Genomic DNA, 14,726 nt, shown 5'->3' with positions numbered 1-14,726 from the left:
GCACGACCCACACCCATTGAGATCGAGCCGGCGACGACGCCGGCCGGAGAACGGAGAACACCCGACATGAACACCCGATCCCTTCTGATCCGCGGAGCCGCTGGACTGGCCGGAGGCGTCCTCCTGCTCGGAGTCGCCGGAACGGCGTTCGCCGCCGAGGTCAACTACGGCAACGACGACGTCGACATCAACGTCGAGATCGCCGACCTCCCCGGGACCGGCGCCCTCTCGATGACCGTCGCCGCGGACTCGACGACGCTGACCGAGACCGGCTCGGACAACGTCCGCCGCCAGTTCACCGGCACCCTGCCCACCGTCACGGTCACCGACACCCGTGACGCCGCGGACGTCTCCCCCGACTCCGCGTGGTACGTCATCGGCACGGCGAGCGACTTCACGTCGGCCGACGGCTCGACCATCGGCGCCGAGAACCTCGGCTGGACCCCGGACCTGGTCGACGGTGGAGACCTCGGCGAGGTCGCCGCGGGCGATGAGGTCGGCACCGCCATCGACGGCGGCGTCAACGGCGTCGGCCTGAAGGGCAAGGAGCTGCTCGCGATCGTCGCCAGCAACTCCCAGCAGGTCAACCCCGAGGGCTCCTGGAGCGCCGACGCCGACCTCTTCCTCCGCACCCCCGTGAACGTGGACGCCGGCGCGTACTCGTCCACCATCACCCTGTCGCTCTTCGAGTGACCCGTCGCGGCCGGGGGACGCACTCCCTCGGCCGCGATCCCACCACGGCCGACGCGGCCGGGCCCGCCCGCCCGGCCGCGTCGTGCTTCCCCCGTGCGACCATGAGGTTCTGATGACTGCTCCGCGCCGCTCCGCCGCTCCCCGCCGCCCGTTCCTCCCCGCGCTGCTCGCGCTGATCGTCGCCCTCCTCGGCGTGGGGGTCGCTCCGGCGGCCGTCGCGGCCGACGGAGCTATCACCTGGGCTGTCAGCCCCTCCACCGACGGCGTCCCCGACAAGCGCGCGTGGGTCGAGCTCGAGCTCGCCCCCGGCGCGAGCGCCTCGGACGAGGCGGTCGTGCGGAACCTCAGCGACCAGCCCGTGACCTTCAGCATCACCAGCGCCGACGGCTACTTCACCGACACCGGCCGCTTCAACATGCTCAACTCGGACCAGGAGTCGGTCGACGCCGGGCTGTGGATCTCCGCCCCCGAGACCGTGACCGTCGATCCGGGCAGCAGCGGCGTGGTGCCGTTCACCGTGACGGTCCCCGACAACGCCACCCCCGGCGACCACGCCGCCGGCATCGCCGCCTCCGTGCTCTCGCAGGGCACCGAGGCGGGAGGTGCGAACGTCGGAGTGGAGAGCCGCATCGGCTTCCGCGTGATGACCCGCGTGACCGGCGAGGTGACCCCCTCCTTCTCCGTCGAGGATCTGGCCAGCGACTACCGCCTCTCCTGGAACCCGTTCCAGCCCGGCTCCCTCTCGCTCGTCGCCGACGTGGTGAACACTGGCAACGTGCGCCTGCTGCTCGACGGCACGGCGAGCGCCCAGGGCGCCACCGCCCCCGTCGTCGCGGCCGACGCGCCCCAGCAGGAGCTGCTGCCCGGCGACCGGCGCAGCGTCTCGGTGCAGCTCGACGGCATCTGGCCCCTCTTCGGGGTCGGCGCCGACCTGACCATCGCACCGACCGTCGCCGCCGCCGATCAGGAGCCGGTCGCCACCGCTCCCGTGACGAAGTCGATCACGGTCGCCGCCGTGCCGGTCCCGCAGCTGCTCGTGATCCTCGGGGTCGGCCTCATCCTCGCGGCGCTGCTCGCCGGGCGCTCGCGCTCGCGCCGCCGCATCGCCGCCCTGGTGCAGCAGGCCAAGGAGGAGGGCCTGCGCGAGGGCGCGCGCGTCTCCTCCTGAGCACCCCCTCCGCACGCTCCCTCCCCCCTCCCTGCCGCCGAGGGGCCCCGGGCCGTCGAGGGGACCCGCTACACCGGGTTCCCCCGACGGTCCAGGGTTCGCTCACCGCGCGGCCATGCGTCAGAGTGAGCGGATGACCACCACCTCCCTGGAGGCGCCGACTCGGCGTCTCGGCCTCATCGCGCTCATCGCGACCCTCGGCGGCCTCCTCTTCGGCTACGACACCGGCGTCATCAACGGCGCCCTCGAGCCGATGTCGGCCGAGCTGGGCCTCACCGCGCTGACCGAGGGGGTCGTCACCAGCTCGCTCCTCTTCGCCGCCGCGATCGGCGCGATCTCGGGCGGACGCCTCGCCGACGCCCTCGGGAGGCGGACCACGATCCGCCTCCTCGCCGTGCTCTTCCTCGTCGGCGCCCTGGTCTGCGTGGTGGCGCCGGGCTTCGGCGTGATGGTCCTCGGGCGGGCGGTCCTCGGACTGGCCGTCGGCGGCGCCTCGGTGGTCGTGCCGATCTACCTCTCCGAGATCTCCCCCTCCGAGATCCGCGGCTCGCTCGCCGGCCGCAACGAGCTGATGATCGTGATCGGCCAGCTCGCCGCCTTCGTGGCCAACGCCGTCATCGGCACCGTCTGGGGCGAGCTGCCCGGCGTCTGGCGGATCATGCTCGCCGTCGCCGCGCTCCCCGCCGCCGCGCTCCTGCTCGGCATGACCCGGGTCCCGGAGTCGCCGCGCTGGCTGATCGCGCACGGCCGCCGCGACGAGGCGCTCGACGTGCTCACGACCATCCGGACGCCCGACCGGGCCCATGCGGAGGCGGAGACCATCGCCCGCTCGATCGGCGCGAAGGACGGCCCGAGGATCCCCCTGCTGCAGGCGCTGCGCGAGCGCTGGGCGGTGCGCATCCTGCTGGTCGGCATCGGGATCGGAGTCGCCCAGCAGCTCACCGGCATCAACTCGATCATGTACTACGGCCAGTCGGTGCTGAAGGAGGCGGGCTTCGACCACGACGGCGCGCTCGTCGCCAACATCGCACCCGGGGCGATCGCCGTGATCGGCGGCCTGATCGGGCTGCGGCTCATGCAGACGATGAACCGCCGCACAACCCTCCTGCTCGGCTACTCCCTGACCACCGCGATGCACTTCCTGATCGGCATCGCCTCCGTCGCGCTCCCCGTGGGGAACCCGGCGCGGCCGTACGTGATCCTGGTGCTGGTCGTCGCGTTCGTGGGGAGCATGCAGACGTTCCTCAACATCGTCACCTGGGTGATGCTGTCCGAGATCTTCCCGCTGCGGATCCGCGGCGTCGGCGTCGGCATCGCGATCTTCTGCCACTGGATCACGAACGCGGTGCTCGGCCTGTTCTTCCCCACCCTCGTCTCCGGCGTCGGCATCACCGGAACGTTCTTCCTGTTCGGCGCCGTCGGCCTGCTCGCGCTCGTCTTCATCTGGAAGCGCGTGCCCGAGACCCGCGGCCGCGCCCTCGAGGAGGTCGAGGCGGGCGTCGTCTCCGGCGAGCTCCTGCGCCGCTGACGCCCGCCCTCGGTCTCCGCCTACTGGTAGGTGACGAGGTCGGGGAGGGGGCGGACCTCGGCCATGGTCTCGGCGGGGGTGAGCATGGGCGCGTCCTCGTCGTAGAAGTTCTTCCAGCCCCAGCCGATGCCCTCGGGGGCGCCCTCGTGCAGCGCGTCCCAGGTCGCCTGCTTGTCGGGCTGCGAGCCCTGGCCGTCGACGTGGATGAGGAACTCCAGCTCGGGCCGGTCGCGGCGGATGCTGTCGCGGTCCTGCAGCATCGACAGCCGGAACTGGTGCAGCACGAACATCTTCGGCGGCAGCCCCTCGCTCTGCACCAGGTCGGCCAGCCACTCCGACACGCTGTCGACCTCGGCGGCCGAGACGCGCCCGATCTGCTGCAGCGGCTTCTGGCCGGGCAGCAGGCGCCACTCCGGGTCGAGCGCGAGGCCGACGTTGGGCAGCGACAGGAGGTCCGCGTACTGCTTCGCCTGGGTGAGGAAGTCGGTCAGCCCCGACTGCAGGTCGAGCACCACGTACATCCCCGCCGCCTGCGCCGCGTCGATGTAGGGGCGGATGTCGGCGGCGTCGAGCTCGTTGGAGTAGTCGCCGTCCTTGCCGGGGTCGCCCGCCGCGACCGTGGTGATGATCTCGAGGCTCGGCACGACCTGCTTGTCGGTGAGCGCCCGGTACGGCTCGGCCACCGCCTCCGCCCGCGCGATCGTGGGCTCGAGGCCCTGCTCCCCCAGCACGCCGAGGACGGGAGCGCCCGGAGTGCCGTAGATCGCGACGAAGAGGTGCCCGCCGAACATCCGCTGGCCGCCGCCCGGCAGCTGCCAGCCGCTCGCGGCCGCGCGCACGGCCCACTCGGGCTCGGGCTGGGCGGCGAGCACGGGGCCGAGCAGCAGCGTGCAGGAGGCGTCGGCCTCGGCGATCGCGGTCACGGCTCCGCCCGAGGCGAGCAGGTCGTCGCCGTCGACCACGGTGACGGGCACGCCGGCCGCGCGGGCGGTCGCCAGCGCGGCGATGTCGGCGTCCTGCGCGCGGGCGAGGGCGTGCAGGCCGGTCAGGGCGTCGGCCCGGGCCGGGAGGGCGCCGAACGGAGCGTCGGAGGCGTTGGATGGCGCGGCGGCGGCGAGGTCGGCGAGCGCCAGGTCGGTCACGGTCACGCCGGACGCGGTGCTGAGGGCGGCCGCGTCGGAGGCGGAGGCGACGACGTCGACGCCCTCGGGCGCGGTGACGTCGCCGATCGCGAGCGCGCGGGTCACGCCGAGGCGGGCGAACTCGGCGGCGAGGGCGTCGGAGGTCGGAGCGGTGGAGGACGGTGTGGCGGACGGGGTGGCGGATCCGGTCGCGGAGTCGGACGGGCCCCCCGGATCGGACGGCGTCTCGGAAGCCGTGGATCCCGCGGCCGCGGCGCCCGCGGTCGGGGCGGCCGTCGCTCCGGATCCCGCCGAGCCGACCAGCAGCGGCACGCCCCAGGCGATGCTCACCTGGGCGGCGCGCAGGCGGGACTCCGCGACGTCCTCGACCAGGACGACCAGCGGAGCCGCGGCGAACAGGGTCGCGCTCGCGGCGAGCGCGTCCGGGGCGAGCGCCACCGGCCCGCTCGGAGCCGCGGTGCGGGTGCGGGGCGCCTCCTGCTGGGCGTCGTCCGGAGCGGAGGAGTCGGGCGTGCAGGCGCTGAGCAGCGGGAGCACCGCGAGACCGCCGATCACGACGCTGCGGCGCGAGAGCCCGGAGCGGGAGGGGACGGAACGGGGTGTCGAGGGCATGGCAGGCCTCTCCTCTCGGAGCCCGATCGGGGCTCTCTGGTGCGTGGCTGGTCCTCTCGACTATCGCAGGCCCGGCGGCGGCGAGCGCCGAGGGAGCCGTCCCGGGCGCGCCTCCGGAGGCCGTCCGGACATGCAGAAGGGGAGCGGCGCCGCAGCACCGCTCCCCTCCGAGAGACTGGATCAGACCGTGCGGGGGGCCTTCGCGAGGTTGGCCTCGAGCTCCTCGCGGTTCTGCCGCACCACGTAGGCGGGGCGGTCGCGCTCGACGCGCCACGACTCGCTCAGCGGCGTGATCGCGACGGTGTCGAAGCCGATCCGGTCGTAGAGGTCGGTCACGAAGTGGATCGCCTCGGGGTAGTCGCTCGACGTCGCGAGAGCGCGGCGGTCGGGCGTGCCGGCCGGGGTGCCGTCGGTGGTGATGTCGGCGGCCATGATGTGGTTGAACGCCTTGACGACCTTCGACTCCGGGAGGTGCTGCTGGAGCATCTCGCTGGTCGTGGTCTCGCCCTTGTCGAGCGCCTCGATGCGGCCGTCGCGCTCGAAGTAGTAGTTGTTCGTGTCGAGGACGATCTTGCCGGCGAGCGGGGCGACCGGCACCTCCTCGAGGTTCTTCAGCGGCACCGTCACCACGGCGATCTCGGCGGCCTCGGCCGCCTCCTGAGCCGTGGCGGCGCGGGCCTTCGGGCCGAGCTCCGCGATGAGGTCGGCGAGGGTCTCGGGGCCGCGCGAGTTCGCGATGACCACCTCGTCCCCGAGGGCGATGACCGCCCGTGCGACCTGGCTGCCGATGTTGCCTGCTCCGATGATTCCGTACGTCGTCATGCTGAGGAGAACGCGGAGGGTGCCCCGGCATTCCGCTCCGCGGCGTTCTCCCACGCCGCACCCAGGTGGGCCCGTGCCTCCAGTAGCCTCGATCCTCGGGCGCCGCTGCCCGAGAAGGAGTCCGTGATGCCGCAGTACGACCTCCCGCTCGACCTCCTCGAGCAGTACGCCCCCGAGATCGCCGAGCCCGCCGGGTTCGCCGAGTTCTGGCGCGACACGATCGCCGAGGCGAGGGCCGTCACGACCGAGCCGCGCCTCGAGCGGGTCGACGCCGGCTTCGGACTGCTCGACACCTTCGACGTCACCTACTCCGGCTTCGGCGGCCACCCGATCCGCGCGTGGCTGATCCTCCCCCGCGGCGTCGAGGGCCCCCTCCCCGGGCTCGTGACCTACATCGGCTACGGAGGCGGCCGCGGGCAGCTCGCGGAGTGGACCGCGATGTCGGCCGCCGGCTACGCGCACCTGGTCATGGACACCCGCGGCCAGGGGTCCGGGCACCGCTCCGGAGCCACGCCCGACCCAGTGGGCAGCGGGCCGCACGTCTCCGGCTTCATGACGCAGGGCATCGAGTCGCCCGCGGAGCACTTCTACCGGCGCGTCTTCACCGACGCCGTCCGCGCGCTCGACGTGCTGCGCGCGCACCCCGCGGTCGACGCCTCCCGCGTGGCCGTCTCGGGCGGCAGCCAGGGAGGCGGGATCGCTCTCGCCGTCACCGGGATCCTGGGCCTGCTCGGCGAGTCGGAGGCGGCGCGCGCCGCGATCGTCGACGTGCCGTTCCTCTCCCACATCCCGCACGCCGTGCGGCTGGTCGACACGATGCCGTACGGCGAGATCGTGCAGTACCTGCACACCCACCGCGGCGCCGAGGCGCGCGTGTTCGACACCCTCTCGTACTTCGACGGCACCTCCTTCGCCCCCTACGCGCAGTCCCCCGCGCTGTTCTCAGTCGCGCTCCGCGACGACATCTGCCCGCCGTCCACCGTCTACGCCTCCTACAACCGCTACGCCGGACCCCGCGAGATCCGGGTCTACCCCTTCAACGGCCACGAGGGCGGCGAGGCGTTCCAGATCGGCGAGCACGTGCGCTTCCTGGGGCGCGAGCTGGCCTGACGCCGCCCCGGATCTCGTGAGATCTCGCGAGACGTGCCGCTACGGACGAGATCGCGCCGCACGGCACGGCACCTCGTCCGCAGGGGACCACCTCGAGAGGCTCCCCGCTCTCGACGGGCGTCGCTTTGTGACGCCGTGCGTCGCGCTCGGTACCCGTTCGCTGCTCTTCTGGGCACTATCGACTCCATGACCCGCCAGATCCGCTTCAACGCCTTCGACATGAACTGCGTCGCCCATCAGTCCTCGGGCATGTGGCGCCACCCCCAGGACCAGTCCTGGCGCTACAAGGACCTCTCGTACTGGACCGACCTGGCGAAGCTGCTCGAGCGCGGCACGTTCGACGGCATCTTCATCGCCGACGTGCTCGGCACCTACGACGTCTACGGCGGCTCGAACGAGGCGGCGATCCGCCACGGCGCGCAGGTCCCCGTCAACGACCCGATCCTCCTCGTCTCGGCGATGGCCGCCGCGACCGAGCACCTCGGCTTCGGCATCACCGCGGGCACCGCCTACGAGCACCCGTACCCGTTCGCGCGGCGCATGTCGACGCTCGACCACCTGACGAAAGGCCGCGTGGGCTGGAACGTCGTCACCGGCTACCTCCCCAGCGCCGCCCGCAACATGGGCCACGAGGACCAGCTCGAGCACGACGACCGCTACGACGTCGCCGACGAGTACCTCGAGGTGCTCTACAAGCTGTGGGAGGGGTCGTGGGAGGACGACGCGGTCGTCCGCGACCGCGAGTCCGGCGTGTTCACCGACCCGGCGAAGGTGCACGAGATCGGGCACCGCGGCAAGAACTTCACCGTCCCCGGCATCCACCTCTCGGAGCCGTCGGTGCAGCGGACCCCCGTCATCTACCAGGCGGGAGCGTCGCCGCGCGGCATCCGCTTCGCGGCGGGCAACGCGGAGGCGATCTTCGTCGCGTCCTCGACGAAGGCCGGCCTGAAGGCGACCGTCTCGCGCATCCGCGACGCCCTCGAGGCGGCCGGCCGCGACCGCTACTCCGCGAAGATCTACACGCTGCTGACGATCATCACCGCCGAGACCAGCGAGGCCGCGCACGAGAAGCACCGCGACTACCTCTCCTACGGGAGCGAGGAGGGGGCGCTGGTCTTCATGTCGGGCTGGATGGGCATCGACCTGTCGCAGTACGACCTCGACGAGCCGATCGGCAACGTGAAGAGCAACGCGATCCAGTCGGCCGTCGCCAACTTCCAGGAGGCGAACGAGGACGGCTCGGAGTGGAAGGTCCGCGACATCGCCAAGCTCAGCGTGATCGGCGGGCTCGGCCCGTTCGTCGTCGGCTCGCCCGCGGAGGTCGCCGACCACCTCCAGGAGTGGGTCGAGGAGACCGACGTGGACGGGTTCAACCTCGCCTACGCGATCACGCCCGGCACCTTCGAGGACGTGGTGGAGTTCATCGTGCCGGAGCTGCGCCGCCGCGGTGCGTACCCGGAGGAGTACGTCGAGGGGAGCCTCCGCCAGAAGCTGCACGGCCGCGGCGACCGGCTGCCGGAGGAGCACCTCGGCGCCGGCTTCCGCTACGCGCCGGCGGCGGTCTGACGACAGGGGGCGCCTGGCGGCCGGTGGGGGGCAGGGGTCTCGATACGCCGCTCCGCGGCCGCGCCGGACGCACGAGCACCCCGCCGCGATGCGCGACGGGGTGCTCGTGACGTGCGGAGGGGCTCAGCCCTCGAAGGTGGCGTCGAGCGTGATGTCGACTCCGGTGAGCGCCTTGCTGACGGGGCAGGTCTCCTTGGCCTCGTCGGCGGCCTTGAGGAAGGCGGCCTCGTCGATGCCGGAGACCTCGCCGCTCACGATGAGCTTGATGCCGGTGAGCTTGAATCCGCCGGCCGAGTCCGGGCCGAGCGAGACGTCGGCGCGGACGTCGAGCGCCTCGACGGTGCCGCCGGCCTGGCCGAGGACGGCCGAGAACTGCATCGCGTAGCAGGCGGAGTGGGCGGCCGCGAGGAGCTCCTCGGGGCTGGTCGAGCCGTTGGCGTCGTCGGCGGCGCGCTTGGGGAACGAGACGTCGTAGGTGCCGATCTTCGAGCTCGAGAGCTCGACCTGGCCCTCGCCGGTCTCGAGCGAGCCGTTCCAGGCGGTGCGTGCGGTACGAGTGGGCATGAGTCCTCCTTGGGGGGCGGGGAGAACCGTAGAACGATCGTTCTCCCCTGATGCGCCGAGCCTAGGTGGAACGCGCGGCGTCCTGCAACCACCGGCCTCGGACCCTCGGCGAGATGCCAGTCCGGCGCGCCTCCGTCGGCGTGTCGCGTACGGGAGCGGCCTGTCGCGGAGGAGAGGACGGCTGCCAGGTCAGTGCACGAGCTTCAGGCCGACGACGCAGCCGACGATCCCGAGGACCAGCAGCGTGCGCACGAGCGAGAAGCCCTCGCCGCCGAAGAACATGCCGTAGAGGACGGTCAGCGAAGCGCCGATCCCGACCCAGACCGCGTACGCGGTGCCGGTGGGCAGCTCGCGCATCGCGTAGGCGAGGCCGGCCATGCTCGCGACGACGCCGACGCCGAAGACGACCGACGGGCCGAGCCGGGTGAATCCCTCCGACTTGCCGAGGGCGGTGGCCCACACGGCCTCGAGGACACCGGAGAGGATGAGGACGATCCAGGACATGACAGCTCCTACGAGTCAGTCTTGTCGCGTTCCGGGTACTGCTCCCTCGTCCGGTCGCCGTCGTCGGCTCCGGACAGTCTGCCCGTGCGCGCTGAGCAGGCCCTGGGCAGCGCGCGGCGGGAGCGGAGCCGCCGCGACCGCGACTCCGCCCGCCGCCGTCAGCGCGGCTGAGCCGGGTTCGTCGGCACTCCGTGCGAGGGCGGGTTGACCGGCGGACCGGACGTCGCCGGCGAGACCGGCGAGCCGGACGAGCGGGACACCTCGGGCAGCGACTCCGGCACGCTGCCTGCCGGCTCCGCTCCCCCGCGCAGCTGCTCGAGGCGCGAGTGCAGGATCGTCGTCACCGGCAGGCGGTGCCCGTGCGCCTCCTCGTAGGCGAGCAGCACGACGAGGCCGGCCTCGTCGAGCGGGCGGATGCGCTCCGCGAGCGTGCCGAGCGGGATGTCGTTCCAGTCGGGGAGCGGCAGCTCCTCGCGGGAGGGTGTGTCGGTCATTCGTGCTCCTTCCGTTCCCCCCATCCCACGCCCCGGACGGCCGTCCGCCCAGGGGCTTGACCGGTCGCGGGGAGAGCGGGGCTCGGCCGGGGGAGGACGGTCGGATGGTGCAGCCGGCCCGTCCCCCGCCGGATCAGGCGGTGCGGCGGGAGGAGCGGCGGGTCGCCAGGTGCACGAGGACTCCGACCACGAGGAGGATCCCGGCGTAGAGCCAGACGATCGGGGCCTGCTGGCTGAGGAGCAGCACGCACGAGGCGATGCCGAGCACGGGGATCGCCGTCCACACGCGGAAGTGGTCGTGCTCGACCTTGTCGCGCCGCAGCACGAGCACCGAGACGTTCGTGCTGATGAACACCAGCAGGAGGAGCAGCACCACGGTCTCGGCGAGGGTCGCCAGATCGCCGACCAGGGTCAGGAGGCATGCGGCCAGCGTGGTCACCGCGATGGCCACCCACGGCGTGCGGCGCTTCGGCAGCACCCGGCCGAGCACGTCCGGGAGGAGGCCGTCCTCCGCCATGCCGTAGGTGACGCGGCTCGCCATGATCATGGTCAGCAGCGCTCCGTTGGCGACCGCGACGAGCGCGATCAGGCTGAACAGCCACGCCGGCACCCCGGCTCCGCTCGCCGTCACGACGTCGAGCAGCGGGGCGGAGGATCCGGACAGCTCGTCGGCGGGCAGCGCGATCGAGCTCGCGAGGCCGACCAGGACGTACACCGCGCCGGCCGTCAGCAGCGAGCCGAACAGCGCGCGCGGGTAGACGCGGCTGGGGTCGCGGATCTCCTCGGCGATGTTGGCCGAGGTCTCGAAGCCGACGAAGGAGTAGTACGCGATGATCGCCGCGCCGAGCACCGCCAGCGCCGGCGCCTGCTCGGAGCTGAGCTCGACCGTGCGGGCGAGGTCGCCGCCTCCGCCCGCCACGAGCAGCGCGACGCATCCGATCACGATCAGCAGGCCGCCGACCTCGATCACGGTCATCACCGTGTTGCTGAGCAGCGACTCGGCTACGCCCCGCGCGTTGAGGCACGCGACGAGGATCAGGAAGACGATGGCCGTCGGCACGGTCGGCACGTCGAGGAAGGTGCCGAGGTAGTCGCCGGCGAACGCGAGCGACAGGCCGGCCGCGCTGGTCACTCCGGCCGCGAGCATGGCGAAGCCGACCAGGAACGAGACGATCGGGCGCTTGAAGGCCCGCTGCGCGAACACCGCCGCGCCTCCCGCCTTCGGGTACTTGGTCACCAGCTCGGCATAGGAGCCGGCGGTCAGCAGCGCGAGGCCGAGCGCGAGCAGGAGGGGCATCCAGACGGCGCCGCCGACCTCCGCCGAGAGCGTGCCCATGAGGGCGTAGATGCCCGCGCCGAGGACGTCGCCGAGGATGAAGAAGTAGAGCAGCGGGCCGGTGATGCGGCGGCGCAGGGAGGTGCCGCCGGCCTCTCCGGTCGCGGGGGCGTCGCTCGTGGTGGCCATATCGTCCTCTCGTCGCGCGCTCGGGAGCGAGCACGACGGGCCACGCTAGAGAGGAGGGGGCCGGGACGTCGAGAAGGTTGACCGGGCGGGGTCGAGGGCGCTAGACGCGGGGGGCGTCTGCGGAGCGGGCGCCTGCTGTTCGGGCGCGACTTGCGGGCCCGGCGCCTTCCGCGGGCCGGGCGCGTTCCCCGATCGGGCACGGCATGCCGCGCCCCGCGCCGGCCGTCAGCCGAGGACGACGTGCTCCCCGCCGCGCTGCTCGGCGATCTCCTCGCCGACCTCCTCCGCCTCCTGGCGCGACTCGTGGTGGCTCAGCGGGACCCGGGCGTGGGCGATGCGGTTGTGCCAGCCCTGCTCGTCGGAGTAGGTCTCGATGGGGAGGACGGTCGGGGTGCTCATGGTGCTCCTTCGTGGTGGTCCCTCCATGGCACCTCGCGCCCCCCGCCGCTCGGGAGAGGGTTGACGCGAGCCCGTGTCTCGAGCAGGACCAAGGCGTCTCGGCGGTCCAGCAGCGAGCGGCGGCGGCGCAGCGGGTCAGGGCGAGACCATGCCGCCGTTCACGTTGAGGGTCTCGCCGGCGACGAAGCTCGACTCGGCGGACGCCAGGAACACGTAGGCCGGGGCCTGCTCGGCGGGCTGCGCGGCACGGCCCATCGGCGACTCGCTGGAGCCGAAGTCGGGCAGGCTCTCGGGGTCGACGCCGCCGCTCACCTGCAGGGCGGTCCACGTCGGGCCGGGCGCCACGACGTTCACGCGGATGCCCTTCGCGGCGAGCTGCTGCGCGAGGCCCTTCGAGAGGTTGTTGATCGCGCCCTTCGTCATCGCGTAGTCGAGTCGGTCGGGGGCGGGCTTGTGCGCCTCCGCCGACGCCGTGTTGATGATGGTGGCGCCCGCGGGCAGGTGCGGGAGGGCCGCGCGGATGATCCGGAACGGAGCGAAGACGTTGACCGCGAAGGTCGCCTCGAACTGCTCGTCGGTGATGTCGAGCAGGTCCTCCTTCCAGATCTGCTTCCCGGCCACGTTGACCACCGCGTCGAGCCCGCCGAGGCCCTCGACCGCCTCCGCCACGAGCCGCGTGCAGTACTCGGCACTCGTGAGATCGCCGGGGATCGGCACGGCGGTGCGCCCCTCCGCGCGGATCAGCCCGATCACGTGCTGCGCGTCCTCCTCCTCGCTCGGGAGGTAGGCGAGGGCGATGTCGGCTCCCTCGCGGGCGAAGGCGATGGCCACGGCGGCGCCGATCCCGGAGTCGGCTCCCGTGATGAGCGCGCGGCGGCCCGCGAGCCGGCCGGTGCCGCGGTAGCTCTCCTCGCCGAGGTCCGGCACCGGGGTCATCCGCGACTGCAGCCCGGGCTCGGGCTGCTGCTGGACCGGCGGAGTCACGTCCGGGTACTGGGTGGCGGGGTTCGTGAACGTGTACTGGTCGGGCATGGCTCCTCCGTCCGCGGCACCCGGATCGGGCCGCTCCCATCCATCCCAGGCGAGCCGCGCCTCCGGGGCCACCCCGTGCACGGGCGGGCGGCGCTGTGGTAGCCGGCGCCGCGGACCAGGAGCCGCCTCCGGTGAGGCCGCCCGTGCCGTGCCGTGCCGACCGCTGACGGTGCGTCTGGGCCTCGAGTGGCGGGACGTCAGCCGCACCAGGCAGGAGCAGGAGGTCGTCCGCCTCAGCAGCGGACCGGTGTCCTGTTGCGGACATGTCCACCCTCGGACACGGCCTGAGACCTACCTTTCGTTCATGATCGAATCCTCGAAGAAGTCCCGCCGGCGTGGACTGAAGAACGCCGGAATCGCCGTCGCCGTCGCCTTGGCGGTCGTCGCCGGCGGGAGCGCCGCGGCATCCGCTGCGACGACGACGTCGCCCGCCTACTACGGATGCCTGCAGCAGGGCCTCCTCTTCAAGGTCGGCACGACCTCGCCGACGTGCCCGAAGGGCGCCACCACGGCCAGCTGGAACCTGCAGGGACCGGTCGGCAAGACGGGGCCGGCGGGCGTTCCCGGAGCAGTGGGACAGGTCGGCAGGACCGGCGCCACGGGCGCGGTGGGCTCTACGGGTCCTGCCGGAGCAGTGGGGCCGATCGGTTCTCCGGGAGCGGACGGGGCGGACGGGGCGCCTGGTCCCGCCGGAGCGGACGGAGAGATCGGCGCGACGGGAGCGGACGGAGCCCCCGGCCTCCCCGGAGCAGACGGAGCCCCCGGCCTCCCCGGAGCAGACGGAGCCCCCGGGCTCCCAGGAGCAGACGGAGCCCCCGGGCCGATCGGAGAGATCGGAGCCACCGGAATGGACGGAGAGACCGGGCCCGCAGGGCCTCCCGGAGCGGATGGAGCGGCCGGACCCGCCGGACCCGCGGGCGGAGGCGCCACATACGCCACAGTCACCGCGACCAGGACTGGAATCTACGCGAACAACGTGCAGACACTCTCCGCCACCTGCACCGGCGCGACGCCGAATGTCATCGGAGGCGGTTTCTCCTGGACCGAGGTCGACGGCAGCAGCCCCTACAAGTCGGAGGTCTCCACGAGCGCTCCGGTCGGATCCGGTACATGGACCGTCACCGGGTCCGCCTACGCCGTCAACGGCACGCTGACCCTCAGCGTCTACGCACTCTGCGCGTCGTGACCACGGTCTGAGGCGCGGACTCCGGGGCCGTCGAGAGGGGGCGGCCCGACCCTCGGTCGCGGCCGCCCCTCGCGATGCGCCCGGCCGACGCCGCCGTGCGCTCGCCTGGGCTCGGACGGAGACGACCGCGGCCGGGCGGTCGGGCCTCGCTGAGGTGACGGCGAGGCGGGCGGAGTGCGGCTCGCCCGTGCGGAGCAGGAGGAGCGAGGAACCCGGCTCGCCCGTGCGGGGCGGGTGGAGCACGGAGCCGTAGGAGTGTGCAGCGGCAGAGTGGACGGACCAGCCGCTGACCCGGACGGAGGAGCCTTCGACAGGGCGGTCGAGCCGGTCCGGACCCGAGGAGAGCGCCGACGACGACGACCCCGCGCGCCGACGCCGCGCGGGGTCGTCGTCGTCGGCTGCCTCCTATGGTCCTGACAGGCTAGACCTCCCGGTCCACGG

The 14,726-nt window shown here is 72.9% G+C and carries 14 protein-coding genes and 1 riboswitch; of the genes, 6 read left to right on the top strand and 8 right to left on the bottom strand.

The features are described 5' to 3' along the window. The first annotated feature begins 66 nt into the window (after positions 1-66). The 3 genes from C5C71_RS14075 (at position 67) to C5C71_RS14065 (ending at position 3,389) form a co-directional block, all read left to right on the top strand. Positions 67-693, top strand: a complete 627-nt coding sequence (locus C5C71_RS14075) for a hypothetical protein (protein ID WP_104337908.1) — start codon at positions 67-69, stop codon at positions 691-693. Between the two features lie 112 nt (positions 694-805). Beyond that, positions 806-1,861: a WxL protein peptidoglycan domain-containing protein gene (locus C5C71_RS14070; RefSeq protein ID WP_104337907.1), complete on the top strand. Its 1,056-nt coding sequence runs from the start codon at positions 806-808 to the stop codon at positions 1,859-1,861. A 133-nt stretch (positions 1,862-1,994) separates the two neighbouring features. Further along, the gene (locus C5C71_RS14065; protein WP_258060020.1) at positions 1,995-3,389 is read left to right on the top strand and encodes a sugar porter family MFS transporter; all 1,395 of its coding nucleotides are present in this window, start codon (positions 1,995-1,997) and stop codon (positions 3,387-3,389) included. Positions 3,390-3,409: 20 nt separating this feature from the next. Here C5C71_RS14065 and C5C71_RS14060 read toward each other — a convergent pair whose 3' ends face one another. Continuing rightward, a complete protein-coding gene (locus C5C71_RS14060) occupies positions 3,410-5,143 on the bottom strand; it encodes a hypothetical protein (RefSeq protein WP_104337906.1) in 1,734 nt (577 codons plus the stop codon). Between the two features lie 180 nt (positions 5,144-5,323). Continuing rightward, the gene (locus C5C71_RS14055; RefSeq protein WP_104227021.1) at positions 5,324-5,965 is read right to left on the bottom strand and encodes an NADPH-dependent F420 reductase; all 642 of its coding nucleotides are present in this window, start codon (positions 5,963-5,965) and stop codon (positions 5,324-5,326) included. Between the two features lie 126 nt (positions 5,966-6,091). On the opposite strand from C5C71_RS14055, the gene C5C71_RS14050 reads away from it, so the two are divergent. Further along, complete coding sequence (locus C5C71_RS14050) at positions 6,092-7,075, top strand: acetylxylan esterase (RefSeq protein WP_104337905.1); 984 nt, start codon at positions 6,092-6,094, stop codon at positions 7,073-7,075. A gap of 186 nt (positions 7,076-7,261) precedes the next feature. Continuing rightward, positions 7,262-8,641 (top strand): LLM class flavin-dependent oxidoreductase, encoded by a 1,380-nt coding sequence (locus C5C71_RS14045; protein ID WP_104247810.1) that lies wholly within the window; start codon positions 7,262-7,264, stop codon positions 8,639-8,641. A 123-nt stretch (positions 8,642-8,764) separates the two neighbouring features. Here C5C71_RS14045 and C5C71_RS14040 read toward each other — a convergent pair whose 3' ends face one another. From C5C71_RS14040 to C5C71_RS14015, 6 genes are all read right to left on the bottom strand, one after another. Beyond that, complete coding sequence (locus tag C5C71_RS14040; protein WP_104222378.1) at positions 8,765-9,205, bottom strand: OsmC family peroxiredoxin; 441 nt, start codon at positions 9,203-9,205, stop codon at positions 8,765-8,767. A 189-nt stretch (positions 9,206-9,394) separates the two neighbouring features. Beyond that, a complete protein-coding gene (locus tag C5C71_RS14035; RefSeq protein WP_104222377.1) occupies positions 9,395-9,709 on the bottom strand; it encodes a multidrug efflux SMR transporter in 315 nt (104 codons plus the stop codon). Between the two features lie 9 nt (positions 9,710-9,718). Beyond that, positions 9,719-9,782: riboswitch (guanidine-III (ykkC-III) riboswitch) on the bottom strand. Positions 9,783-9,867: 85 nt separating this feature from the next. Continuing rightward, the gene (locus C5C71_RS14030; protein WP_104250040.1) at positions 9,868-10,203 is read right to left on the bottom strand and encodes a hypothetical protein; all 336 of its coding nucleotides are present in this window, start codon (positions 10,201-10,203) and stop codon (positions 9,868-9,870) included. Positions 10,204-10,336: 133 nt separating this feature from the next. Beyond that, positions 10,337-11,668 (bottom strand): APC family permease, encoded by a 1,332-nt coding sequence (locus tag C5C71_RS14025; RefSeq protein ID WP_104337904.1) that lies wholly within the window; start codon positions 11,666-11,668, stop codon positions 10,337-10,339. 225 nt (positions 11,669-11,893) lie between these two features. After that, on the bottom strand, positions 11,894-12,067 hold the full coding sequence (locus C5C71_RS14020) for a DUF2188 domain-containing protein (protein WP_181065718.1): 174 nt from the start codon (positions 12,065-12,067) through the stop codon (positions 11,894-11,896). A gap of 135 nt (positions 12,068-12,202) precedes the next feature. Next, complete coding sequence (locus C5C71_RS14015) at positions 12,203-13,099, bottom strand: SDR family oxidoreductase (protein ID WP_104320015.1); 897 nt, start codon at positions 13,097-13,099, stop codon at positions 12,203-12,205. A gap of 976 nt (positions 13,100-14,075) precedes the next feature. Between C5C71_RS14015 and C5C71_RS17805 the strand changes: the two genes are divergently transcribed. Next, complete coding sequence (locus C5C71_RS17805) at positions 14,076-14,285, top strand: hypothetical protein (protein WP_146086531.1); 210 nt, start codon at positions 14,076-14,078, stop codon at positions 14,283-14,285. Positions 14,286-14,726: the final 441 nt, after the last annotated feature.

Source organism: Rathayibacter sp. AY1C1, from assembly GCF_002932105.1.
Lineage (GTDB): Bacteria > Actinomycetota > Actinomycetes > Actinomycetales > Microbacteriaceae > Rathayibacter.
This window is presented reverse-complemented; position numbering and strand designations above follow the sequence as displayed.